Raw genomic sequence first — 24,165 nt, 5'->3', positions numbered from 1 at the left:
CCCGCGCTGAAGGCCACCATCCGGGCATCCAGTGCCCCGATGGTGGCCTTCAGCGGCTCGGCGTCAGCCGGCGTAGCGGGCGAAGATCCGGGTGAAGTCCCACGCCTGCTGGGAAACACCCGAACAGGTGTCGTTGTTCGGGTAGCCGCCCGGGCAGGGGCGGTCGCGGTTGGCCGACCAGAACGTCAACCGGGCCAGGTGGTGCGCGTTCGCGTAGCCCAGGATGGTGGTGAAGTCGTTCAGGGTGACCGTCTCGTTGTTGTCGGTGATCCCGTTCATCGACGAGATGCCCATGTGCCGGTAGGCGGTGTCGTCGTCGTAGCCGTACGCGCTCTTGACGACGTTCTTGAGGCCCTCGGCCGCCCGCTGCGTCAGCGTGCCCATGTTCTGGCCGGCGCCGCCGAAGTCGAACGGCATGATGACCCAGCCGTCGACCGTGAGCCCGGACTGGGCCGCCCGGTTCACCAGGCTGCTGTCCGGTCCGGACTGCCCGGTGCCGAAGGTGACGTAGAGCTTGATGCCCGGGTTGTTCGCCCGGACCGTCTTCAGCGCGTCGACCGTGCGCTGCTGCACCGTCGGGTTGCTGTACGCGTCGGCCTCGATGTCGATGTCGATCGCCTTGAGACCGTAGGCGTTGATCACCTTCTGGTAGCCCGCCGCCAGCTCGCCCGCGCTGCCGCACGACGACTCCAGCTTGTTGCCGGAGTAGCCGCCGAACGACGGGATGACGTCGCCGCCGCCCGCGCGCACCGCGTTGATCGTGTTCTGGTCGACGCCGCCGGTGAGCGCCCGGCCGCCGTCCCACTGCGGGTTGCAGTAGCCGTTGGACAGGATGAACGCGAGCGTGAACCACTTGACGCCGGTGGCGTTCTGGATCGTCGACGGGTTCGGCGGGTCGCCCCAGCCGTTGTAGAGGTACGGCGCGACGGCCATCACGCCCGGGCCGGGCGGCGGGGTGGTGCCGCCGCTGGGCAGCGTCCACTGCTGGTTGGCCGTGCTCGCGCACGTCCAGATCTGCAGCCGGGTGCCGTTGGCGCTGGAGTTGCCGGTGGCGTCGAGGCACTTGCCCGAGCCGGTGTTGACGAGGTTCTTCGCCGCGTTGGCCGTCCACTTCTGGGCGTTGGAGCCGTTGCAGTCCCAGAGCTGGATGGTCGTGCCGTTCGCGGTGCCGGCGCTCGTCACGTCGAGGCACTTGCCCAGCGCCTGCAGGGATCCGTCGGAACCGACCGTCCACTGTTGAGCGCCTGAGCCGTTGCAGTCGTAGAGCTGGATCGCCGTCCCGTTGGCGGTGCTCGCCGCGTTGACGTCGACGCACTTGCCGGCGATGCCGGTGATCGGGCCGGTCGCCGCCTGGGCGACGCCCGGGGCGAAGACCATCGCCGAGGCGGCGATCAGGGCGCCGAATGCTGCTCGTTTCTTCATGCGGGCACGTTCCACTTCTGGTTGGCGGCGCCGGTGCAGGTCCAGATCTGCAGCCGGGTGCCGTTGGCGCTGGAGTTGCCGGTCGCGTCGACGCACTTGTTCGACCCGGAGCCGACGAGGTCCTTGGCCGCGGTGGCCGCCCATTGCTGGTTGGCCGTGCCGCCGCAGTCCCAGAGTTGCAGCTGCGCACCGTCTGCTGTGGACTGTCCGGTGACGTCGAGGCACTTGCCGAGCGCGCGGATCGTGCCGTCGGTGCCGACGGTCCACTGCTGGGCGGCGGAGCCGTTGCAGTCGTAGAGCTGGACGGCGGTGCCGTTGGTGCTGCTCGCGCCCGCGACGTCGACGCACTTGCCGCCGAGGCCGGTGATCGGGCCGGTCTTGCCGGTGCCGCCGCCGTTGCCTTGGTTGCCGCTCCAGGTGAACGTCGCCGAGGTGTGGCCGGGCAGGGTGTAGGTGAAGGACGAGTTGCCCCAGTTCACCCGCACGCTCTGGTTGCCGGTGCCGGAGTTGTACGCGATCAGCGCCTTCGAGCCGTCCGGGTTCTTCCAGGCGACGTTGCGGACGGTCGAGTTGTCGTTCGAGTCGATCCGGTACGCGCCCGGCTTCACGAACTTCGTCAGGTGGCCCATCGTGTAGTACTCGACGGTGTAGTCGACCTGCCCGCTGCGCGAGTCTCCGTTGTGGACGGTGATCAGACCGGTGCAGGTGCCGCAGCCGCCGTTGTGCGGGCCCATGTTCTGGTCGACGCCGAGACTCCACTTGACGAAGCTCTTCGACCAGTTCCGGGTATAGTCCACGATGTTGTTCATGTCCTCGGCCTGCTGGTTCGAAATCCAGGTGCCGCCGGAGTGCTCGGTCGAGTAGGCGTTGACGTTCGGGTACTGGTTGTGCGTGGTCGTCTGCTGCGCGATGTTCCCGCCGTAGCCGTGCCAGGCCACGCCCCCGAAGTTCGGGTGGGTGCGGATCGCCGAGTCGTCCAGGGTCGGGGCGCCGTAGGAGGCGTAGGTGTCCCAGTTCCAGTCGAGCGCGAGGACCTTCGTGGACAGTCCGGCGCCCTGCAGGGCGGGCAGCAGGTTGTTCTTCGCGAAGTACGCCAGCCCGGCGCCGTTCCAGTTGGTCGACGGGTAGCTCGCGCAGCACGTCGGTTCGTTCTGCATCGAGACGTAGTCGATCGGCACGCCCGCGGCCTGGTAGGCCTGGAGGTACTTGACGAAGTACTGCGCGTAGGCCGGGTAGTACTGCGATTCGACCCAGCCGAGCAGGTAGCTGTCGTTGTCCTTCATCCACGGCGGCGCGCTCCACGGCGACGCCATCACCTTGGCCTGCGGGTTCAGCTGCTTGGCCTGCTTGGTCAGCGGCAGCACGTCGGCCTGGTCGTGGGCGATGGAGAAGTGCGTGAGGTTCGGGTCGGTCTGCCCGGCCGGCATGTCGTCGAAGGTGTAGCTGTAGCGGGCCAGGTCGGACGCGCCGAGCGGGTTGCGGATGAAGCTCAGCCCGATGCCGCTGTTCGGGTCGAACAGCTTGCGCATCGTGTCGTCGCGGGTCGCTGGGGAAAGTGCGCCGCTGGAGTTCATCAGCCAGGCCGCGGTGTCCGTGAAGGACGCTCCGCCGCCTTCGAACTGCTGGTAGGTGGTGCCTTCGTTGACGTTGATGGTCACGCCACCGGTGCCGGTGCCCGCGGCGAACGTGATCGGGGTCTGCTGCTGGAGGCCGCGGGTGACCGTCCGGCCGCCGGCGTCGCTGGTGGTGGTGAGCCAGACGTTGACCGTCTCGCCCGCGGCCTGCGCGGGCGCGGCGAAGGTGGCCGCGGCGAGCGCGGTCACGCCGAGCAGCGTGAGCAGTTTTCTCATGGGAGCGTCCACTTCTGGTTCGCGCCGGACCCGCAGGTCCAGATCTGCAGCCGGGTGCCGTTGGCGGAGCTGTTGCCGGTGGCGTCGAGGCACTTGCCCGAGCCGGCGTTCACGAGGTTCTGCGAGCCGTTCGCCGACCACTTCTGGGCGTTCGAACCGTTGCAGTCCCAGAGCTGCGTCGGGGTGCCGTTGGCCGTGCCCGCGCTGGTGACGTCGAGGCACTTGCCGAGCGCGCGGACCGTGCCGTCGGTGCCGACCGTCCACTGTTGAGCGTTCGTGCCGTTGCAGTCGTAGAGCTGGACGGCGGTGCCGTTGGCGCTGCTGGCGCCGGCGACGTCGGCGCACTTGCCGCCGATGCCCTTGATCGGCCCGGCCGTTCCGGCGGGCGGTGGCGTGGTGCCGCCGACGAACTGCGTGGCGACCTGCTCGCCGAGGCTGACCGCGTTCGCGTGGTTCTCGATCGGGTCGACGTGCGTGTTCGGGAACACGACGTACGTGACCGGGCCTTCGGTGCCGCCGTTCTTCGGGTCGGGGTTGATGCCGAGGCTGACGGCGGTGGCGTAGGACGCCTCGCCGATGATGCTCGTCGGACCGGTGTCGCCGACGACCGCGTAGGTGACCTGGTTGTTGTAGATCACCGCCACGACCGAACCGCCGTCGATCCCGTAGTTGCGGTAGTCCCAGGTGGACGTCGGCTGCGGGAGGACGATGTAGGGCAGCTGCGCCGCGTTGAGCGGCTGGTCGGTCGAGGTGTGGAACGCGGTGTCGGGGTAGAAGCAGCAGTCGGTGTTCTCGTTGCACTGCGTGGTGCGGACACCGTCGCAGTCGATGTCCATGTCGGCGGTGAAGAACACGGCGCCGGGGGTCTGGCAGACGGGAACGGTGGCCGCGCCGCCTTCGTCGAAGGAATACTTGCCGGTGGAGATCTGTTGGCAGTTCTGGGTTTTGGCGAGCAGCTGGCTCGCGGACGGGCCCGCTTCGACGGCCGCCTGCGCGGAGCCGGTGGTGAGGGAAAGCGCTAACAGGGCACACCCCATTAGCGCGACGAGGATTCGCCGCACTTGATTCTCCTTATGGGGTAAAGCTCAGGGAGTGGTCCACTTCTGGTTGGCGCCGCCGCCGCAGGTCCAGATCTGCAGGCGGGTGCCGTTCGCGGAGCTGTTGCCCGTCGCGTCGAGGCACTTGTTCGCGTTGGGGTTCACGATGTCGCGCGCCGCGGTGACGACCCATTGCTGGGCCCCGGTTCCGTTGCAGTCGTAGAGCTGCACCGGCGTGCCGTCCGCGGTGCCCGCGGCGGCGACGTCCATGCACTTGCCGAGGGCGCGGAGGGTGCCGTCGGTGCCGACGGTCCAGCTCTGGGCGGCATTGCCGTTGCAGTCGGTGATCTGGATCGGCGTCCCGTTGGCGCTGTTCGCGCCGGCGACGTCGACGCACTTGCCGCCGATGCCGGTGATGGTGCCGGTCCGGCCGCTGCCGCCGCCCGAGGTGTTGGTGACGTGGACGTAGTCGACGACCAGCTGCTGCGGGAACTGCGTGCTGCTGTTGGGATCGCCGGGCCAGTACCCGCCGACGGCGAGGTTGAGGATGATGAAGAAGTTGTGGTCGTAGACCCAGCGGTTGCCGTTCAGGTCGGACGGCGTGCGCGTCTGGTAGAGGTTCCCGTCGACGTACCACTTGATCTGGTTGGGCGCCCAGTCGATGGCGTAGGTGTGGAAGTCGTCGGAGAAGTTCGGGCCGTTGTAGGCCGCGCCGATGCCGCCGGAGCCGGAGTAGCCGGGCCCGTGGATGGTGCCGTGCACGGTGTTCGGCTCGAACCCGACGTTCTCCATGATGTCGATTTCGCCGTCCGTGGGCCAGTTGCCGCCGCCGAGCATCCAGAACGCGGGCCACATGCCCTGGCCGCGCGGGAGCTTCATGCGCGTCTCGAAGTGGCCGTAGGCCTGGCTGAACTTGCCGGCGGTGTTCATCCGCGCGGAGGTGTACTCGCAGCGGCCGTACCAGCAGTTGTAGTTGCCGGGGTTTTCCTTCTTGGCCGTGATGACGAGGTGGCCCTGCCCGTCGAGCTGGGCGTTGCTGGTGCCGGAGGTGTAGTACTGGCGCTCGTGGTTGTTGACGTTGTCGCCGGTTTCGAGCTGCCACTTCGACCCGTCGACGGCGGACCCGGCGGGCCCGTTGAAGTCATCGGTGAAGGTGGCCGCGGCTTCGGCGGCCGGTGCGGTCAGTGCTTGCTGCCCGAGGACGAGCAGCGAACAGGCGGCGAAGAGCGCCGCCCATCTCTTGCGGAGTTTTGAGGTGGACATCGTTGTCGCCTCTCTCACCGTTGGGGGGACGGCGTTCCGCGCGCAGCACGGAACGCGGGGAGGGGAGGTGCCTCGCATGCCGGGGCGGCGGCAGGCGCGGGTTGGCCCTCGAGCCGGGGCGGGGTGGCTCGGGGACGGGCGCTTTGTTGTGCCTGGCAACAAAGTATGCATGGTCCAGACAAGCCGGGCAACACTCGGCCGGTCATTTTTTTTCAACCCGAATTAAGGGTGAGGGAGTGGCGGGTGTGGGGCGGTGAGCTGGCCTGATCAGGTGTTCCGCTCATCGGGGCACGGGTGGGTTGGGCTTCACCAACGTCGCGAATGACTCATTGGGGACCTCCGAGGTCCCCAATGAGTCATTCGCGACACTACAGCGGTCACCCGATCGAGCAGGCGCTGAGAGCGCGGGCCCGGAGGCCATCCGAAGACCGAAGGGGGGAACGTGACCGAAGGAAAGCCGTCGATGCCGCCGGGCTCGCTCGGCGTTGCCCTGATCATGCTGCTCGACGCCGCGGGCGGTGTGTGGATGGCCCTCGCGCACACCAGCACGCTCTACCTCGTCTGCGGCGCCTGGTTCAAATCCCGCCGCAGCTGACTACGCCGCGTCCGAATCCGGTGCGCTCGGCTTCGCCAGCCGGGACGTGGCCCCCTGCGCCAGCAAATCCGCCACCGGCAACGTCGCCGCCCCCGTCGCCACCGCGTCCAAGCCCAACGACCCGAGCTGGATGGACGTCTGGCTGAACGGATGCCGCAACGCGTGCTCCCCGGCCGCCGCGCGGATGCGTGGCAGCAGCTGCTCGCCCAGCGCCAACCCCGCCCAGCCGCCGATCACTATCCGCTCCGGGTTGAACAAGTTGATCAAGTTCGCGATCCCCGCGCCCAGGTACCCCGCCGTCTCGTCGAGGACGCGGGCCGCCGTCTTGGAGCGCGGGGCCGCCTCCAGCAGCGCCGTGAACTGGGCCTGCTCGTCCTCGCCCGAGACGTCCTTGCCGCGCGCCCGCCGGTAGCGGGCCAGGACGCCGCCCGCGCCGATGTACGCCTCCAGGCAACCGCGTGCGCCGCAGCGGCACTCCTGGCCACCGTACGCGATCGTCGTGTGGCCCCACTCGCCCGCGCTGCTCGTCGAGCCGCGGTACGTCGTTCCGTCGGTCACCACCGCCGCGCCGACGCCCGAGCCGATCAGGGCGATCACCGCGTGCCGGGCGCCGCGGCCCGCGCCGAACCACATCTCCGCCTGACCCTGCGTCTTCGCGCCGTTGTCCACGAACAGCGGCAACCCCACGCCGGCGTCGCGCAGCAGCGACACCAGCGGCACCGCGTCCCAGCCCACCGTCGGGGCGTGCACCAGCACCCGCGAGCCCTGCTCGACCGTGCCCGGGACGCCGATGCCCACGCCCAGCACGGCCGATTCGTCGATGCCCGCCGTCGCGAACACCTCGCGCAACCCCGACGTCACCTGTTCGACCGCCGTCGCCGCGTCCGGGGCCTTCGGGAGGGGGTGCTCGACCGTCGCCAGCCGGTTCATCGCCAGGTCGAACAGCTCCACCTTGACGCCGGTTTCGCCGATGTCGACGCCGGCCACGTGCCCGTACGCCGGGTCGACGCGCAGCAGCACGCGCGGGCGGCCGCCGTCGGACTCCACCTGGCCGGCCTCCGTGATGAGGCGTTCCTCGCCCAGTTCCGCGGTCACGTTGCTGACCGTCGCGGCGCTCAATCCGGTGAGCTGGCTGAGTTCGTGCCGCGACAGCGGGCCGTCGAAGTACAGTTTCGACAGCAGCAGGGAACGGTTGTGCCGCCGCAGATCACGGACGGTGGTGCGCTTGCTCGCCATGGGCAACCCATCTGAACTCTTACCGGCTTCGACCAGGATGCCTGATCACCGTAAGTTGTGGCTATGTATTAAGTGGTGAACTAAGTCCCGAACTGATGGTCGCACGGTGGGTGTCTGGCACAATCCCCCAGGTGACCCAGGTGGTGCGTCAGACAACCCGAGACCTCCGACGGCACAACCGCGCGGCACTGCTCTCCTCTCTGTACCTCCGCGGCCCCGTCAGCAGGCTGGAACTAGTAGCTGAATCGGGACTGTCGGCCGCCACCGTTACCAACGTCGTCTCCGAACTCATCGCCGACGGCGTCGTCGCCGAGGCCGGCTCGGTCGAATCGGACGGCGGGCGGCCGCGGACGCTGCTGGCCGTGCGGCCCGACTTCGGCCACGTCGTGGGGGTCGACGTCGGCGAAACCCACGTCGAGGTCGGCCTCTTCGACTGCGCGCTCGGCACCCTCGGCACGGTGCGCCACCCGCTCGTCGGCACCCGGCTCGACCCGGACGAAGTGGCCGGATTGGTGCGGACGGGCATCGCCGAGGTGCTCGAAGGCGGCGAACCGGACGCGGTGTTCGGCGTCGGCATCGGCGTGCCCGGCGCGGTGCGCGACGGCGGGATCGTGCACGCACCCACGCTCGGCTGGCGCGGGGTGGCCTTCGGCGACCTGATCCACCCGCACATCGAAGCCCCTCTCCACCTCGACAACCGGGCGCGCACCCTCGGACAGGCCGAGACCTGGCGCGGGGCCGGCCGGGGCGCCGAACGCGCCATCGTCGCCCTGCTCGGCGTCGGGGTCGGGGCCGCCGTCGCCACCGCCGGGCGGTCGCACCCCGGCATCACGACCAGCGAGTGGGGCCACACCGTCGTCAAGGCCGGTGGTGCGCCCTGCCGGTGCGGCTCGCACGGCTGCCTGGAGGCCTACGTCGGCACCGAGGCGGTCGTCCGGCACTACGCCGCCCGTGTCGGCAAGCAACCGGTCATCGGGGACGAAAGCGACATCGAACTCGCGCATATCGTGGCGGCGGCCGGAGGGGGCGGCCCAGCGGCCGAAGTCCTCGCCGAAACCGGCGAGTACCTGGGGATCGGCATCGCCAACCTGATCAACCTGCTCAGCCCCGACCGGGTCGTGCTGTCCGGCTCCGCGGGCGCGATCATGGGCCCGGCGATCCTGCCCGCCGTCCGCGACGCCGTCGGCCGCCACGCGCTCGACTACCTGGCCGGGCGCACCGAGGTCGTCCTCGGCCGGCTCGGACCCGAGGCGGTCGCGCTCGGCGCGGCAACGCTGCCCATCGCGCAACTGCTCGCCAGCGGGGGCCGGACCGGCTGATTTCCTTGCGTCGCAAGGAGTAATCGCCGGAACAGGTCCAGACCGCCAGTTCTTTCAGTACTTAAACTTAGGTACAAAACGTTACCGCCGTGTTATTGACGTGACCCGAGTCACCCGGGTTGACTTCTCGACGTCGTTCGGTCGCCGGCGGTCGGGGCTCGCTACCAGTCGACAAACGGAAGTCGTCGATGACTAGGAGGACCGATGCGAGTCAAGCGCTCCATCGTCGCAGCGCTGGTAGCCGTCATGGCCGTGGGCGGCCTGACGGCGTGCGGGGGCAGCGGCAGCTCGAACGCCGCGCAAGGCAACCCGGACGCCGTGCTCAACGTCGGCAAGCCCGACGGCCCGCAGTCGGAGAACAACAACCCGTTCCTCGAGACGTCCGCGCTGTCCAACATGGGCTACCGGTGGATGATCTACGAGCCCCTGGTCATGCACAACCGCGTCAAGCCGCAGGAGCCCGGCAAGCCGTGGCTCGCGACGAAGTGGGATTGGACGGACAACTACAAGAAGCTCGTCCTGACCGTCCGTGACGGCGTGAAGTTCTCCGACGGCCAGCCGATGACCGCCGAGGACGTCGCCTACACGTTCCAGCTGCTGCGCGACAACAAGGCGCTGAACGTCGACGCCGTGCCGTACAAGGACATCGCCGCGGCCGGCAACCAGGTGACGCTGGGCTTCGAGAGCTCCCAGTTCGTCAACCAGCTCAAGATCCTGCAGACCCTCGTCGTGCCCAAGCACGTCTGGCAGGGCATCAAGGACCCGGCGCTCGACACCGTGAAGAACCCGATCGGCACCGGTCCGTACACGCTGAAGTCGGCCACGCCGCAGACGATGATCGTCGTCCGCCGCGACGGCTACTGGCAGGAAGCGCCGAAGGTCAAGGAGATCCGCTACACCTCCTACACCGACAACAACGCTCAGGTGAACGCGCTGGTCAGCGGCGCGTCGGAGTGGAGCTTCGTCTTCATCCCGAACTACAAGGCCGTCTACACCAGCAAGGACCCGCAGCACTACAAGCTGTGGTTCCCCGCGCAGCTGGCCGTCCACGGCCTGTGGTTCAACACCGAGAAGGCGCCGTGGAACGACGCGAAGCTGCGCCAGGCGGTCAGCAAGGTGATCAACCGCGACGACATCTTCAACCAGGGTGAGGCCGGCTACTTCTACCCGAAGAACGACCAGGTCACCGGCATCCCGACGCCGGCGGGTGACCCGTTCATCGCGCCGCAGTACAAGGGGCAGACGGTCAAGGTCGACGTCCCGGGTGCCAAGTCGCTGCTGACCGGCGCGGGCTACAAGTTCACCGGCGACAAGCTGGCCGACCCGAGCGGCAAGCCGGTCACCCTGAAGCTCACGGTTCCGTCGGGCTGGTCGGACTACATCACCGACCTGGAGATCATCAAGGACAACCTGTCCCAGATCGGCATCACCGCCACGGTCGAGAAGATGAACCAGGACGCGTGGATCAAGTCGGTCGACACCGGTGACTTCGAAGGCCTGATGCACTGGACCAACGACGGTGCGACGCCGTACGACCTGTACCGCGACGTGATGGACGGCAGCCGCTACAAGCCGACCGGCCAGGGGGGCATCAACGGCAACTACGGCCGCTTCAAGAACGACGAGGCGACCAAGGCGCTCGAGACGTACGCGAACGCCGAGGACGACGCCGCCCGCACCGCCGCGATGGCGACGCTGCAGAAGATCATGATCGACCAGCAGCCGATGGTCCCGACCTCGGCGGCCAACTCCGGCGGCGAGTACAGCACGAAGAACTGGACGGGCTGGCCGGACGAGGCCAACCCGTACGCGCCGGCCCAGCCGACGCTGCGCAACGCGCTCGACATCGTCCTGCACCTGAAGCCCGCGGCCTGATCGATGGCGGAGTCCGTGGCAACGACCGAGCAGTCCCCCTCCGACCCCGTCGCCGTCGGGTCGGAGGGGGACCTCCCCGTCGTTCTCGAAGCGGCGGGGCTCACGAAGCACTTCCCGGTTCGCCGCAAGGGCCGCGCGGCGCTGAGCGGCCCGAAGCGCAGCATCCAGGCCGTCGACGACGTGACCCTGACGCTGCGGCGGGGCCGGGTCACCGCGCTGGTCGGCGAGTCCGGGTCGGGCAAGTCGACGGTCGCGCGCCTGCTCGCGGGGCTCTACCCGCGCACCGGCGGCGACATCCGGCTGCACGGCGAAGCAGTGGACGTCAAGCGCGGCAAGGCGTTCCGCGCCTACGCCCGCCGGGTGCAGATGATCTTCCAGGACCCGTTCGCGTCGCTGAACCCCGTGCACACCGTGCGCTACCACCTGACGCGGGCGCTGAAGATCCACGGCCGGGTGGGCGACGACCTCGAGAAGTCGTTGCACGACCTGCTCGCCCGCGTCCAGATGACGCCGCCGGAGCGGTACATCGACAAGTTCCCGCACGAGCTGTCCGGCGGCCAGCGCCAGCGCGTGGCGATCGCGCGGGCGCTCGGCGCCGACCCCGAAGCCCTGCTGGCCGACGAGCCGGTGTCCATGTTGGACGTCTCCATCCGGCTCGGCGTGCTGAACCTGCTGCGGGACCTCAAGGAACGCCTGCACCTGGCGATCCTGTACATCACGCACGACATCGCGTCGGCGCGCTACTTCGCCGACGAGACGATGGTGATGTACGCGGGCCGGATGGTCGAAGGCGGCGACAGCGAGACCATCACGCAGCACCCGGCGCACCCGTACACCCGGCTGCTCATCGACTCCGCGCCCGATCCCGACCGGCTGGCCGGCGGGAGCACCGAGCTCGACCCGGGCGAGGTGCCGGCCGAGCGCGGGGCCGGCGAGCCGCCGAGCCTGATCGACCCGCCGGCCGGCTGCCGGTTCCACCCGCGCTGCCCGGTGGCGATGGAGCGGTGCAAGACCGACCTGCCGCCGCGGTTCGACGTCGACGACGCGCCCGGGCACTGGGCCGCGTGCTGGCTGTACGACGGGGCCGCCCGATGAGGTATCTGCTGCAACGGCTGCTCTTCTACGTCTTCACCGCCTGGGCCGCCGTCACCATCAACTTCTTCATCCCGCGGCTGATCCCGGGCGACCCCGTGCAGTCGCTGATCGCGAAGAACCAGGGCATGATCAGCCAGGACGCGGTCCAGTCGCTGTACGTCCTGTTCGGACTCGACAAGAACGAAAGCCTGATCTCCCAGTACTTCGACTACTGGGGCCAGCTCTTCCGCGGCGACCTCGGGATCTCGTTCACGTTCTTCCCGACTCCGGTGTCCGAGCTGCTCGGCGACAGCCTGCCGTGGACGATCATCCTGGTCGGCATCACCACGGTCGTCGGCTTCGCCATCGGCACCGGCCTCGGCGTGGTCGCCGGCTGGAAGCGCGGTTCCTGGGTCGACGGCCTGCTGCCGGTGACGACGTTCCTCTCGTCGATCCCGTACTTCTGGCTCGGCCTGATCGCGCTCACGCTGCTGGCCGGTCCGGGCAGCTTCTTCCCGTCGTCCGGCGGGTACGACCCGGGTGTCGTGCCCGGCTGGGACGGCGGGTTCATCGGCAGCGCGGTCCAGCACAGCCTGCTGCCCGCGCTGACCATCCTGATCAGCTCGATGGGCAGCTGGATCCTGGGCATGCGCAACATGATGGTCACCGTCGCTTCGGAGGACTACGTCACGGTCGCGCACGCCAAGGGCCTGCCCGAGCGCCGGGTCATGGTCGGGTACGCGGCGCGCAACGCACTGCTGCCGAGCGTGTCCGGCTTCGCGCTGGCACTGGGCTTCATCGTCGGCGGGACGCTGCTGGTGGAGATCGTCTTCTCCTACCCGGGCGTCGGCTTCCAGCTGTTCCAGGCGGTCGGCTCACAGGACTACCCGCTGATGCAGGGCATCTTCCTGATCATCACGCTGTCCGTGCTCGTGGCGAACCTCTTCGCCGACGTCGCCTACCTCGCGCTCGACCCGCGCACCCGGAAGGAGGGCTGACATGGCCGTACCCGCGGCGGACGTCAAAGCCGCCCAAGCCCTCCCCGTCGACGTGGTCGCGCGCCGGCGCCGCTTCCGGTTCCTGACCGGCGGCAAGACCGCCACCGGCCTGGCCGTCATCGTCTTCTTCCTCGTGATCGCGGTCATCGGCGAGTGGATCGCGCCGTACGACCCGTCCGCGCGCAGCAGCGACCTGCTCGAGGGACCGTCCGGACGGCACTGGTTCGGCACGACCCACCTCGGCCAGGACATCTTCAGCCAGGTCGTGGTCGGCACGCGCAGCGTGATGCTCGTCGGGCTGGCCGCCGGGGTGGTGGCGACGATCCTCGCCGTCGTCGTCGGCGTGGCCTCCGGCTACCTCGGTGGCAACACCGGTGAGGGCCTCTCCGCACTGTCCAACGTGTTCCTCGTGATCCCGGCGCTCCCGCTGATCATCATCATCGGCAGCGCGGTGCCCACCGGCGGCGACATCCTGGTGGCGGTGATCATCGGGTTCACGTCGTGGGCGTGGGGCGCGCGGGTACTCCGGGCCCAGACGCTTTCGTTGCGCGGCCGGGAATACGTCGAAGCCGCGCGGGCGACCGGCGAATCGACGTGGCGGATCATCTTCTTCGAGATCCTGCCGAACCTGACCGCGGTGATCGCGTCCAGCTTCGTCGGCACGGTGATCTTCGCCGTGATGTCCGAGATCACGCTGGCGTTCGTCGGCGTCTCGGGACTGTCCAACTGGAACTGGGGCACGATCCTGTTCTGGGCGCAGAGCCAGCAGGCCCTCGCGCAGGGCGCGTGGTGGTGGTTCGTGCCGGCCGGGCTGGCGATCGCGATCCTCGGCACCGCGTTGTCCCTGCTCAACTTCGGCATCGACGAGTTCGTCAGCCCGCGCCTGCGCGGCAGCGGAAAGGCGCGCGTGCGCGGCGCCGACGGGAAGACGCACCGGATGCGAGTGGGCTTCACGCCCGTGCTCGGGCGGGAGGAAAAGCCATGATGGACCCGGTACTGGAGATCAAGGGCCTCGACGTCGACTACGGCGTCGGCGACGAGGCCGTGCGCGCGGTCCGGGACGTGCACCTGACGCTGCACCGCGGCGAAGTGCTCGGCCTGGCCGGGGAAAGCGGCAGCGGGAAGTCCACTTTGGCCTACGGGCTGACGCGGCTGCTCGCCCCGCCGGGCGTCATCCGCGGCGGCGAGGTGATCTACCACCCGGCCGACGGCGAGCCCTACGACGTGCTGAAGCTGACGGACAAGCAGCTGCGCGGGTTCCGGTGGGCGGAGACGTCCATCGTGTTCCAGGGCGCGATGAACTCGCTGAACCCGGTGCACAAGGTCGTCACCCAGCTCGTCGACGTCATCAAGGCGCACGAGCCGGGCACGTCTCGCCCGGGCCGGGTGGCGCGGGCGCGCGACCTGCTCAGGCTGGTCGGGATTTCGGCCGACCGCCTGGAGGCCTACCCGCACCAGCTGTCCGGCGGCATGCGGCAGCGCGTGATGATCGCGATGGCGCTGGCGCTCGAGCCGCGGGTCGTCATCATGGACGAGCCGACCACGGCGCTCGACGTCGTGATGCAGCGGCAGATCCTCGGCCAGCTGGTGGAACTGCGGGAACGGCTGGGCTTCTCGGTCCTGTTCATCACGCACGACCTTTCGCTGCTGGTGGAGTTCTCGGACCGGATCGCGATCATGTACGGCGGCCGGATCGTCGAGCAGGCGCCGGCCGCGGACCTCTACCGGGACGCGCTGCACCCGTACAGCCACGGCCTGCTGAACTCGTTCCCCGCGCTGCGGGGCCCGCGGCGAGAGCTGTCCGGGATCCCCGGTTCGCCGCCGGACACGCGGGGGATGCCGTCCGGGTGCGCGTTCCACCCGCGTTGCCCCAAGGCGTTCGAGCCGTGCCCCGACCGCGTCCCGCTGCTGGGCACCCCGGGTGACCCGGCGCGCGAAGTCGCGTGCTGGCTGCACCCCGTCGCCACCCCCTGAACGCCGAAGTCCGGTACCACTGGAGGAGTGCTGCCTTGACCGAGACCACCGCCGCGACCGCCGACCAGCAGGCGCTGATCGACACCCTGCCGCCGGACTTCCGCTGGGGCGTGGCCACCGCCGCGTACCAGATCGAAGGCGCGGTTGCGGAAGACGGACGTACACCGTCCATCTGGGACACCTTCTGCCAGGTCCCGTGGGCGATCGACAACAACGACAACGGTGACGTGGCGTGCGACCACTACCACCGGATGCCGTCGGACATCGAGCTGGTGCGCGAACTGGGTGCGGACACCTACCGCTTTTCCGTGGCGTGGCCCCGGGTCCAGCCGCGCGGCCGCGGCGGCGTCAACGAAGCGGGCCTCGGCTTCTACGACCGGCTGGTCGACGAGACGCTGAGCCGCGGGATCACGCCATGGCTGACGCTGTACCACTGGGACCTGCCGCAGGAGCTGGAGGACGCGGGCGGCTGGCCGGCGCGTGACACGGCGTACCGGTTCGCGGACTACGCGATGCTGGTGTTCGACCGGCTTTCCGACCGGGTCCGCCACTGGACGACGTTGAACGAGCCGTGGTGCTCGGCGATGCACGGGTACGTCCACGGCGTGATGGCGCCCGGGCGGCGGGACTACGCGGCCGGCCTGCACGCGGTGCACCACCTGCTGCTCGGTCACGGGCTGGCGGTCCAGCGGATGCGCGAGGCCGCCCCGGCGGACACGCAGTTCGGCATCACGCTCAACATGTGCACGGCCGACCCGGCGACGGACTCCGAGGAGGACGTCCGCGCGGCCCGCCAGGCGGACGGCCTCGGCGTCCGCGTCTACCTGGACCCGCTGGTTCACGGGCAGTACCCGGAAGACGTGGTGGCGGACCTCGCCGACCGCGGGGTGAAGCTCCCGGTCCAGGACGGCGACCTGTCGATCATTTCGACGCCGCTGGACTTCCTCGGCGTGAACTACTACTTCGGCCAGCAGTTCTCCGGCGTGGACGAGAACGGCTCTTCCGTGGACGAGGAGGGGGCGCCGGCTTCGCGAGTGGTCCCGTTCGGCGAGCCGACGACGGCGATGGGCTGGGAGATCCTGCCGGGCAAGTTCACGGAACTGCTGACGCGGCTCGGCCGCGACTACCCGGGCCTCCCGATGTACATCACGGAGAACGGCTCGGCCTTCGACGACGACCCGGACTCCTCCGGCTTCGTCCGCGACGAGCAGCGGACGGCCTACCTGGCTTCGCACATCGCGGCCGTGGCAGCGGCCCGTGAGGCGGGGGCGGACGTGCGCGGGTACTTCGCCTGGTCCCTTTTGGACAACTTCGAGTGGGCCTACGGGTACGCGAAGCGGTTCGGGCTGATCCGGGTGGACTACGAGACGCAGGAACGGACGATCAAGCAGAGCGGCTACTTCTACCGCGACACCGTCCGGCGGGTGCGGGGGAGCTGAACGGCGGTGGGGTGAGCCCCACCAGGGTTGTGGTGGCTCACCCCATGGTCCCGCCCCCGGGATCTCCCTACCTTCGGATCGGTAGTCGATCCTGGGGGTGGTCATGACCGTTCGCACGGAGATCAGACCGGCGCCCGCGCCGGGGAAACCGAGCTGGTGGCGGCGGCCGTGGGTGGCGCCGCTCGGCCTGATCGTCGCCGCGTTCCTCGCCTATTCCGTACCGCCGTACCTCACGCTGGATCCCGGGCGGTCGCGGGTGCCCGCGCCCGCCGGGTTCGCGCCGCACTACTGGTTCCTCGTCGCGCACATCGCCTTCGGCAGTATCGCCATCGTCGGCGTCATCCTGCAGGTCTGGCCGTGGTTGCGGCGGACGCACCCGGTCGTGCACCGCCGGGTCGGGCGGGTCTACGTCTTCGCCGGGGCCGTTCCCGCCGCCGTGATGGCGGCGGTGATCGGTGCGGTCAGCCCGTTCGGGCCGGTCGTCGCCGCGCTGGACGTCGTGGCCGCCTTGCTGTGGCTCGGGTTCACGATCGCCGGGTGGCGGGCGGTTCGGGAGCGCCGGTTCGCCGACCACCGCAAGTGGATGGTCCGCAGCTTCGCCATGTGCATGAACACGCTGATGACGCGAGCCCTGTCCCCGCTCGGGTTCCTGCTGGTCCTGCCGCGCGGCGGGGACAAGGAGACGATGATCCTCAGCGCCGCCACGGTCTCGGCCGTGCTGAGCGTGCTGACCCTGTTGCTGCTCAGCCAGTGGTGGCTCGACCGGACGCCGAAGCGAGCCAGCGGGCGATGATCGTCCGCTGGATCTCCGAGGCGCCTTCGTAGATGCGTGGGGCGCGGACCTCGCGGTAGAGGTGCTCCAGCAGGTGCCCGCGGCGCAGGGCGCGGGCACCGTGCAGCTGGACCGCCGAGTCGACGACGAACTGGGCTGCCTCGGTCGCGAACAGCTTCGCCATCGCCGCGCGGCCGCCGAGGTTCTGCTCGCCCGCGTCGTACGCGCCCGCTGCCGCGTAGACCAGCAGGCGCGCGGCTTCCGTGCGCGTTGCCATCTCCGCCAGTGCGTGGGCCACCGCCTGCTGCTTGATCAGCGGGCCGCCGAAGGCTTTCCGCTCACCCGTGTAGTCCACTGTGGCGTCGAGGGCCGCCTGTGCCATGCCGACGGCGAAGGCGCCGACGCTCGGGCGGAACAGGTCGAGGGTCCGCATCGCCACGGCGAAGCCGCGGTTCTCCTCGCCGAGCAGTTCCTCGCGCCGGACCTCGACGGCGTCGAACGTGACCGTGCCGATCGGGTGCGGGCTCACCAGGTCGAGGTGCTCGCCGCCGAGGCCCGGGCGGTCGGCCGGGACGACGAACGCGCTGACGCCGCGGGAACCCGCGTCCGGGGTGGTGCGGGCGAAAACCGTGTAGAAGTCGGCTTCCGGCGCGTTCGAAATCCACATCTTGGATCCGGTGAGCCGCCAGCCGTCACCGTCGGGCTCCGCGGAGAGCGACAGCGCCGCCGCGTCCGAACCGGCGTCCGGTTCGGTCAGCGCGAACGCCGCCACCGCGTCGCCGGCCGCCACCGCGGGCAGCCACTTCGCGACCTGCTCGTCCTGTCCGGACTGCAGGACCGGGTAGGTTCCCAGGCCCTGCAACGCCAGCGCCGTCTCGGCCTCGGTGCTCACCATCGCCAGGTTCTCGCGCAGGATGCACAGGTCCGTCGCCGCCGCCTGCCGCGACGGCGTACCCGAGGCGACGCCGGGGAACAGCCGGGCCAGCAGTCCCAGCGCACCCATCGCCTTGAGCAGCGGGCGGTTGACCGCACCCTCCACGCCGGACTCGGCGAGCGGACGCAACTGGTCTTCGGCCAGCCGCCGGACTTCCGCGGCGAAGGCCTGTTGCTCGGCGGTCAAAGCGAAAGCGGTCATCGCGCGGCTCCCGGTCGCCAGCGGGCATGGGCGGTCCCCGCCGGCCCCGACCGGACGAGGTCGAGGCGCGGCTCCGGCCCGTCGCTGCGGCCGGTCTGGGGTTTGCGGCTGCCCGCGGCGAACGGCTTCGGCCACGCCATCGGGTAACCCTGCTCGGCCGCCGCGTGCAGCGTCCACTGTGGATCGTAGAGGTGGGTTCGGCCCAGTGCGCAGAGGTCCGCGCGCCCGGCCAGGATCAGCGAGTTCACGTCGTCGTACGACGAGATCGCGCCGACCGCGATCACCGCGATCCCGTACTCCTCGCCGATCTCGTTGCGGATCCGGTCCGCGTACGGCGTCTGGTAGCTACGCCCGTACTGCGGGCGTTCCTCACTGACGACCTGGCCGGTCGAGACGTCGATGCCCGCGGCGCCGTGGGAAGCGAACGCGCGCGCGATCTCGACCGCGTCGTCGGCGTCGACGCCGCCCTCGCACCAGTCGGTCGCCGAGATCCGGACGGTCATCGGCCGCTCGGCGGGCCACGCGGCGCGGACCGCGTCGAAGACTTCGAGCGGGAAACGCAGCCGGTTCTCCAGCGAGCCGCCGTAGGAATCGGTCCGCAGGTTGGTCAGCGGGGAGAGGAACGACGACAGCAGGTAGCCGTGCGCGCAGTGCAGTTCGAGGACGTCGAACCCGGCGCGGGCGGCGGCCTGGGCGCACGCGACGAACTGGTCGCGGATCTCGGTGAGGTCCGATGTGGACAGTTCACGCGGGACCTGGTTCCGCGGAGAGTACGGCAAGGCCGAAGGCGCGCAGACTTCCCAGTTGTCCGCCGGGAGCGGCTCGTCGATGCCGTCCCACATCAGCTTCGTCGAACCCTTGCGGCCCGAGTGTCCCAACTGGACGCCGATGCGCGCGGGCGACTGCGCGTGCACGAAGTCCACCACCCGCTTCCAGGCGGCTTCCTGCTCCGGCGTGTACAGCCCGCCGCAGCCGGGGGTGATCCGGCCTTCGGGGGAGACGCAGACCATCTCGGTCATCACCAGCCCGGCGCCGCCCAGTGCCTTGCTGCCCAGGTGCACCAGGTGGAAGTCGCCGGGCACGCCGTCTTCCGCCGAGTACATGTCCATCGGGGACACGACGATCCGGTTCGGCAGCTCCAGCGAACCGAGCTTGAACGGCTGGAACATCGGCGGCCGCGACGTCGTGCCGAGCGACATCGCGAACCAGCGGTCCAGCTCGGTCGCGAACTCCGGGTCGCGCAGGCGGAGGTTGTCGTAGGTGACGCGGCGGCTGCGCGTGAGGATGTTGAACGCGAACTGCGGCGGCTCCTGGTGCGCGTACTGCGCGATGTTCTCGAACCACTCCAGGCTGGCCTGCGCGGCGCGCTGCGTCGACGTGACGACCGGCCGCCGTTCCAGCTCGTAGGCCTTGAGCGCCGCCGCCACCCCGTCGTTCTCGTGCAGGCACGCGGCCAGCGCGAGCGCGTCCTCCATCGCCAGCTTCGTGCCGGAGCCGATCGAGAAGTGCGCGGTGTGCGCCGCGTCGCCGAGGAGGACGACGTTCTCGTGCACCCACGTCTCGCAGCGGACCGTGCCGAACGAAACCCACTTCGAGTTGTTCGCCATGACCTGGTGACCGTCCAGGACGTCGGCGCACAGCTCGCGGATCAGCGCGATCGACTTCTCGTCGCTCTCGCCCGGCTTCAGCGAAGCCGCCGCGACCGGGGCGAACGTCCGCTGCCAGACGTCCTCCTGGACCTCGAGGATGAACGTGCTGCCGTCGCGGCCGTACGGGTAGCCGTGGATCTGCATGATCCCGGCGGGCGTCTCGAGGACGTAGAACTTGAAGGCGTCGAACACCAGGTCCGTGCCCAGCCAGATGTAGCGGCACCGGCGGGTCTCGACGCTCGGGCGGAACGTCTCGGCGAACCGGTTCCGGACCGCGGAGTTGAGGCCGTCGGCGGCGACGACGAGGTCGTATCCCGAGAGGTCCGCGGGCGCCTCCTCGCGGAAGTGCAGCCCGACGCCGAGTTCGCCGCAGCGGCTCTGCAGGATGCCGAGCAAGCGCTTGCGGCTCATCGCGGCGAAGCCGTGGCCGCCCGAGGTGGTGACAGTGCCGCGGTAGTGGACGTCGATGTCGTCCCAGCGCGCGAACTCGGCCTTCATGGCCTCGTGCACCGCCGCGTCGGCGTGCTCGATGCCGCCGAGCGTCTCGTCGGAGAACACGACGCCGAAGCCGAAGGTGTCGTCCGGGGCGTTGCGCTCCCAGACCGTGATTTCGTGGCCGGGACCGAGCTGTTTCGCCAGCGCGGCGAAGTACAGGCCCGCCGGGCCGCCGCCGATGACCGCGATACGCACGCCGTCCAGGGTATGTCGTCACCACTACGACCGTCAATAACGCGAAAGATGCCGTACGGTGGGCCCATGGAACGCATCAACCCGCCGGAGCTGGGCAAGCCGTCCGGGTTCTCGCACGCGGTGGTGGCCGAAGGCCGGGTCGTCTTCCTCGCCGGCCAGACCGCGCTCGACGAGGACAACCGGATCGTCGGCGACGGCGTCGTCGAGCAGTTCGAGCGCGCGCTGGGCAACCTGCTGGCATCGCTGCGCGCGGCCGGCGGTTCCCCGGAAGACCTGTGCAGCGTGACCATCTACATCGTCGACATGCCGGACTACCGCGCCCACGCGCGCGAGATCGGCCGGGTCTGGAAGCGGCTCGCGGGCACGGAGTACCCGGCGATGGCGGGCATCGGCGTTTCCCGGCTTTGGGACGAGGAGGCCTTGGTCGAGGTCCAGGGGTTCGCGGTGCTTAGCAGAGGTTGATCGACTTGGCGACGTAGGTGCGTGCCGGGGTTTCCAGGCGTGCGTGCAGCTCGAAGAACAGCTCGGCCGCGCGGATTCCGGACCAGCCGGCGGGCAGGAACTCCGCGGGCAGCCCTGGGTCGAGGTAGGGCATCCGCCGCCAGCCGGTCAGCACGCGGATGTAGTCGGCGAACGCCTCCGCGCCGGCCGCCGGCTCGCGGCGCTGCCAGCGGCGCAGTGCCGGGCCGTGCTCGTCGAGGAACGTCGTGTACAGCTCGTCCAGCCGGTCGAGGTCCCACCAGTCGCGAACCTTCGCGGCGACGTCGCCGAACGCCAGGTGGTCGGCGCGGAACAGGTCGGCGTACCCGGCCAGGCCGAGCCGGGTGAGTGCCTCGGCGGCCGCCCCGTGCAGGTGGGCCGGCGCGATCCAGACGCCCGAAGCCGCCGTCCCGAATCCCATCCGGGCGAGCTGGGTGCGCAGGAGGTGGCGCTTGTGGCGTTCGGTCTCCGGCACCGAGAACACCGCGAGCAGCCAGCCGTCGGCCGGGGTCGCGCGGTCGCGGCGGAAGATCCGCTCGTCGCCCTCGCGCAGGATTTCGCGGGCTTCGCCGGACAGTTCGTAGCCCGCCGTCGCGTCGCGGCGGACCGCTTCGAGGATGCCGCGCCGCTTCAGCCGGGAGATCGACGAGCGCACCGCCGGTTCGTCGACGCCGACGGCCGCGAGCAGGTCGATCAGCGAGGCGACCGACAGCCAGCCGCCTTCGGTGCGCGAGTAGAGGCCGTACACCGTCACGATGAGCTGACGCGGCTGGGCCGCCCGGCCGGAGCCGTCCAGTTCGGTTGCGTCGGGTACGGCCGTCATCGGGCCACAATACAACTCGCCTCCCGGCCGCTCCGCTACGATTTCGCCGCGATGCTGCCAGCCACCAAGGGGATCTTCGACCGGCTCACCCGCCGCGGCCGCCTGATGACCAAGCGGACCTGCGACCGGCAGGGCCACGTCGTGCGCGCCGGGCGCTTCCTCTTCCGCACCCCGACCGCGTGGGAGTACGCCGCCGCGGTCGCGTGCGGCAGCGATCCGGCCGCCCAGCGGTGGCTGGGCTGGCAGGCCGACTCGGTCGTCGCCGAACCGGCGCGGGCCGACGCGCTGCGGGTCGTGCCCGGCACCGGCCCGGACTGGGCGTCACCCGACCCGCAGTCCGTCGACCTGGTGATGATCGACGTCGAGGCCAACCGCTGCGTCGGGCTGGTGAGCGTGCACACCGGCGAGGACGGCGGCCCGGAGACCGGCGGCTACCTCGCCCCGGACTACCGCGGCCGCGGCAACGGCCGGGTGCTCTTCGCGGCCGGGCTCGTGCTGGCGCACGACCACCTCGGCCTGCCTCGGGTGCGGGCCGGCGCCGAGGTCGGCAACGTCGCGAGCGCGCGTTCGCTGCAGGCCGCCGGGCTCGCCCGCGTGGCGGGGCCGCCGACGTACCGGCTCCCGGACGGCCGCGTCACCGAGGCGTGGTGGTTCCAGCACGCCGTCCCGCGGCCCGTGCGGTGTGGTGGTCCGCAAGCGACGTGGTTCCCGGTTTCGCTCCTCTGACTTCGGCCGGGGACGAAGTGTCCCGTGGCTACGTTCGTCGCATGACGCTTTCCGCTCCGGTGCCGCCCGTTCCCACTGACGTCCCGACCGGGAGCGTCGCGTGGCTGCGCGCGAATGTGGCCCGGTTCAGCAATGGTCCCGACCACGTCCGGCGGCGCGCCCTCGCGGTGTCCCTGCTCGAGCCGATCGGCGACTTGCGAGAAAAGGCTTTCGCGCGCACGCAAGGGATCGTGGCCGCGCTCGACGATTTCGACGTGATGGCGGAGGTCGCGCGTCCGGTCCCGGTCGGGGTGCTCGCTTCGGCGCTCGGCCTGCCCGACGTCTCCGCGGACGTGGCGCTGGTCGCGGCCGCCTACCACCCCCACGTAACCCCGGGCGCGGCTGCCGAAGCGGCGTTGGGACGGCTGATCGAGGCGTGCGGCGGGGCGGACGAACGCGCGGCCGCCCGGATCGGCCTGCTCGTCCAGGCGTGCGACGCCACCGCGGGGCTCATCGGCAACGAGCTTTCCGCGTGGCTGTCCGGAAAACCGGTCGGGCAGCCGGTGCTGTCCACCCGCCGCCGGATCGACGGCGCCGACGTTCCGGTCCCGCTCGAGGGGACGCCGTTCGGTGCCGGACCCCGCGCCTGCCCGGGTTCGCGGCACGCGACGGCCCTCGCGGCCGGCGTTTTCCAGGCACTGCAGGGGTTTCGCCTGACAGAAACGAAGACGGTGTGGGTGTCGTCGCCGAATCTCCGGATGCCCGCCCAGCTGTGGGTGACCCGCGGCCGAACCGCCGACGGGCTCTGCTAAGACTTACCGCGTTCATTTCTTGGGGGAAAGGCGCGGAAATTGCTGTACCTGGACGGACTGCTCGGGATCGTCACGCTCGGGCTGTGGATCTTCTGCCTGGTGGACGTGATCACGACCGACGAGTCGTCCTGCCGCAACCTGCCGAAGGGGCTGTGGCTGCTGCTCGTCCTGGTGGTGCCGCTGGTCGGCTCGATCATCTGGCTGGTCGCAGGCCGGCCGCAGCAGGTGACGCGGGCGCGTGGGCCGTACGAGCGCAACGCACCGGCGTACCCGGAGTACGACCGCCCCGGTCGCTTCGCGGCGACGAGTGCGGAGGACGACGAGGAGTTCCTGCGCAAGTGCCGGGAACGCGCGGAGGCGCAGCGGAAGCTGGCCCGCGAAAAGCGCGGCGAGGACTGAGCCCCAAGCGCCCCAATGTGGCGTTCGGTGCGTCCAGCGCACCCAATGTGGCGTTCGGTGCGTCTGACGCAACCAACGCCACATTGGGGCGCTAGCAGCCGGGGCCTTCGCACGTGCCGCGTTCGTAGGCCTCCAGCGTCGCGATCACCAGCTGGCGCTCGGCCGGGCTCAGCGGCGTCAACGCGTCGCTCCACGCCTTCGCGCCGCGGGCCAGCCAGGCGTCGACCGCCGGGCGCTTGTCCGGGGTGATGCTGACGATGGTGCGGCGGCGGTCGGCCGGGTCCTCGTCGCGGTTCAGCACGCCCTGGCGGCTGAGGTCGCCGACCATCAGGCTGGCCGTGGTCGGGGCGACCTGGAGGCGGGTGGCCAGCTCGGTGACCGTCATCGGGCCGTCGAAGAGCAGGTAGGACAGCAGCGACAGGTGCCGCGGCGCCAGCGCGCAGCCGTCGAGCTCCGCGGGCACCGGCGTCCGCTTCGCGCGGCCGACCAGGCGCGGCATGAGCAGCAGGAGCTGCCGCACGCCGTCCTCGACACTCGGGCCGGGCTGCGTTGACACCGCTCACCTCCGGTCGGTAGCTTTGTTTGCAAAGCAAACGCTTCGGCTCGTCCGAGCGTACC

Annotated in this window: 22 protein-coding genes; 13 read left to right on the top strand and 9 right to left on the bottom strand. The window is 70.1% G+C overall.

Translation table 11 applies throughout. The annotated features are described in order from the left end of the window. Positions 1–63: 63 nt before the first annotated feature. From AB5J73_RS06850 to AB5J73_RS06835, 4 genes are read right to left on the bottom strand one after another with little or no spacing between them, the layout of a single operon-like run. The gene (locus AB5J73_RS06850) at positions 64–1,422 is read right to left on the bottom strand and encodes a ricin-type beta-trefoil lectin domain protein (protein ID WP_370968860.1); all 1,359 of its coding nucleotides are present in this window, start codon (positions 1,420–1,422) and stop codon (positions 64–66) included. Then, entirely contained in the window at positions 1,419–3,272 is a 1,854-nt protein-coding gene (locus AB5J73_RS06845) for a ricin-type beta-trefoil lectin domain protein (protein WP_370968859.1), read from the bottom strand. Before AB5J73_RS06845 ends, AB5J73_RS06850 begins: the two co-directional genes overlap by 4 nt. Next, the gene (locus AB5J73_RS06840) at positions 3,269–4,333 is read right to left on the bottom strand and encodes a ricin-type beta-trefoil lectin domain protein (protein ID WP_370968858.1); all 1,065 of its coding nucleotides are present in this window, start codon (positions 4,331–4,333) and stop codon (positions 3,269–3,271) included. Before AB5J73_RS06840 ends, AB5J73_RS06845 begins: the two co-directional genes overlap by 4 nt. 24 nt (positions 4,334–4,357) lie before the next feature. Then, a complete protein-coding gene (locus tag AB5J73_RS06835) occupies positions 4,358–5,572 on the bottom strand; it encodes a family 16 glycosylhydrolase (RefSeq protein ID WP_370968857.1) in 1,215 nt (404 codons plus the stop codon). 442 nt (positions 5,573–6,014) lie between these two features. Here AB5J73_RS06835 and AB5J73_RS06830 point away from each other — a divergent pair, with 442 nt between their 5' ends. Beyond that, a complete protein-coding gene (locus AB5J73_RS06830; protein WP_370968856.1) occupies positions 6,015–6,167 on the top strand; it encodes a hypothetical protein in 153 nt (50 codons plus the stop codon). Here AB5J73_RS06830 and AB5J73_RS06825 read toward each other — a convergent pair whose 3' ends face one another. Beyond that, complete coding sequence (locus tag AB5J73_RS06825) at positions 6,168–7,403, bottom strand: ROK family protein (protein WP_370968855.1); 1,236 nt, start codon at positions 7,401–7,403, stop codon at positions 6,168–6,170. It lies immediately after the preceding gene. Between the two features lie 131 nt (positions 7,404–7,534). Between AB5J73_RS06825 and AB5J73_RS06820 the strand changes: the two genes are divergently transcribed. The 8 genes from AB5J73_RS06820 (at position 7,535) to AB5J73_RS06785 (ending at position 16,875) form a co-directional block, all read left to right on the top strand. Continuing rightward, positions 7,535–8,722: an ROK family protein gene (locus AB5J73_RS06820; RefSeq protein ID WP_370968854.1), complete on the top strand. Its 1,188-nt coding sequence runs from the start codon at positions 7,535–7,537 to the stop codon at positions 8,720–8,722. A 204-nt stretch (positions 8,723–8,926) separates the two neighbouring features. After that, positions 8,927–10,597: an ABC transporter substrate-binding protein gene (locus tag AB5J73_RS06815; protein WP_370968853.1), complete on the top strand. Its 1,671-nt coding sequence runs from the start codon at positions 8,927–8,929 to the stop codon at positions 10,595–10,597. Between the two features lie 15 nt (positions 10,598–10,612). Continuing rightward, positions 10,613–11,692, top strand: coding sequence for an ABC transporter ATP-binding protein (locus AB5J73_RS06810; RefSeq protein WP_370968852.1), 1,080 nt, complete (start codon positions 10,613–10,615; stop codon positions 11,690–11,692). Continuing rightward, the gene (locus tag AB5J73_RS06805; protein WP_370968851.1) at positions 11,689–12,669 is read left to right on the top strand and encodes an ABC transporter permease; all 981 of its coding nucleotides are present in this window, start codon (positions 11,689–11,691) and stop codon (positions 12,667–12,669) included. Before AB5J73_RS06810 ends, AB5J73_RS06805 begins: the two co-directional genes overlap by 4 nt. Before the next feature lies 1 nt (position 12,670). Beyond that, positions 12,671–13,654: an ABC transporter permease gene (locus tag AB5J73_RS06800; protein WP_370968850.1), complete on the top strand. Its 984-nt coding sequence runs from the start codon at positions 12,671–12,673 to the stop codon at positions 13,652–13,654. Then, on the top strand, positions 13,651–14,643 hold the full coding sequence (locus tag AB5J73_RS06795; RefSeq protein ID WP_370968849.1) for an ABC transporter ATP-binding protein: 993 nt from the start codon (positions 13,651–13,653) through the stop codon (positions 14,641–14,643). The genes AB5J73_RS06800 and AB5J73_RS06795 overlap by 4 nt, the downstream gene beginning before the upstream one ends. Positions 14,644–14,678: 35 nt before the next feature. Next, the gene (locus AB5J73_RS06790) at positions 14,679–16,082 is read left to right on the top strand and encodes a GH1 family beta-glucosidase (protein ID WP_370968848.1); all 1,404 of its coding nucleotides are present in this window, start codon (positions 14,679–14,681) and stop codon (positions 16,080–16,082) included. A gap of 172 nt (positions 16,083–16,254) precedes the next feature. Continuing rightward, the gene (locus AB5J73_RS06785; RefSeq protein WP_370972972.1) at positions 16,255–16,875 is read left to right on the top strand and encodes a DUF2306 domain-containing protein; all 621 of its coding nucleotides are present in this window, start codon (positions 16,255–16,257) and stop codon (positions 16,873–16,875) included. Here AB5J73_RS06785 and AB5J73_RS06780 read toward each other — a convergent pair. Then, the gene (locus AB5J73_RS06780) at positions 16,826–17,989 is read right to left on the bottom strand and encodes an acyl-CoA dehydrogenase family protein (protein WP_370968847.1); all 1,164 of its coding nucleotides are present in this window, start codon (positions 17,987–17,989) and stop codon (positions 16,826–16,828) included. The genes AB5J73_RS06785 and AB5J73_RS06780 overlap by 50 nt on opposite strands. Continuing rightward, positions 17,986–20,328, bottom strand: coding sequence for a bifunctional salicylyl-CoA 5-hydroxylase/oxidoreductase (locus AB5J73_RS06775; RefSeq protein WP_370968846.1), 2,343 nt, complete (start codon positions 20,326–20,328; stop codon positions 17,986–17,988). Before AB5J73_RS06775 ends, AB5J73_RS06780 begins: the two co-directional genes overlap by 4 nt. A gap of 66 nt (positions 20,329–20,394) precedes the next feature. Between AB5J73_RS06775 and AB5J73_RS06770 the strand changes: the two genes are divergently transcribed. Further along, positions 20,395–20,790 (top strand): RidA family protein, encoded by a 396-nt coding sequence (locus AB5J73_RS06770; protein WP_370968845.1) that lies wholly within the window; start codon positions 20,395–20,397, stop codon positions 20,788–20,790. Here the strand turns inward: AB5J73_RS06770 and AB5J73_RS06765 are convergent. After that, the gene (locus AB5J73_RS06765) at positions 20,777–21,631 is read right to left on the bottom strand and encodes a PaaX family transcriptional regulator C-terminal domain-containing protein (protein ID WP_370968844.1); all 855 of its coding nucleotides are present in this window, start codon (positions 21,629–21,631) and stop codon (positions 20,777–20,779) included. The two genes, AB5J73_RS06770 and AB5J73_RS06765, sit on opposite strands and share 14 nt — an antisense overlap. A gap of 51 nt (positions 21,632–21,682) precedes the next feature. Between AB5J73_RS06765 and AB5J73_RS06760 the strand changes: the two genes are divergently transcribed. Genes AB5J73_RS06760 through AB5J73_RS06750 form a run of 3 tightly spaced genes read left to right on the top strand, consistent with a single transcriptional unit; the run spans position 21,683 to position 23,547 of the window. After that, positions 21,683–22,357: a GNAT family N-acetyltransferase gene (locus AB5J73_RS06760; RefSeq protein WP_370968843.1), complete on the top strand. Its 675-nt coding sequence runs from the start codon at positions 21,683–21,685 to the stop codon at positions 22,355–22,357. 41 nt (positions 22,358–22,398) lie between these two features. After that, positions 22,399–23,148 (top strand): hypothetical protein, encoded by a 750-nt coding sequence (locus tag AB5J73_RS06755; protein WP_370968842.1) that lies wholly within the window; start codon positions 22,399–22,401, stop codon positions 23,146–23,148. 39 nt (positions 23,149–23,187) lie between these two features. Beyond that, entirely contained in the window at positions 23,188–23,547 is a 360-nt protein-coding gene (locus AB5J73_RS06750) for a PLDc N-terminal domain-containing protein (protein ID WP_370968841.1), read from the top strand. A 91-nt stretch (positions 23,548–23,638) separates the two neighbouring features. Here AB5J73_RS06750 and AB5J73_RS06745 read toward each other — a convergent pair whose 3' ends face one another. Continuing rightward, positions 23,639–24,103 (bottom strand): MarR family winged helix-turn-helix transcriptional regulator, encoded by a 465-nt coding sequence (locus AB5J73_RS06745; protein WP_370968840.1) that lies wholly within the window; start codon positions 24,101–24,103, stop codon positions 23,639–23,641. Between the last annotated feature and the right edge of the window lie 62 nt (positions 24,104–24,165).

It is taken from the genome of Amycolatopsis sp. cg9 (assembly GCF_041346945.1).
Taxonomy (GTDB): Bacteria; Actinomycetota; Actinomycetes; order Mycobacteriales; family Pseudonocardiaceae; genus Amycolatopsis.
Note: the sequence above shows the minus strand (reverse complement) of the source record. Positions and strands in the feature narration are given on the sequence as shown.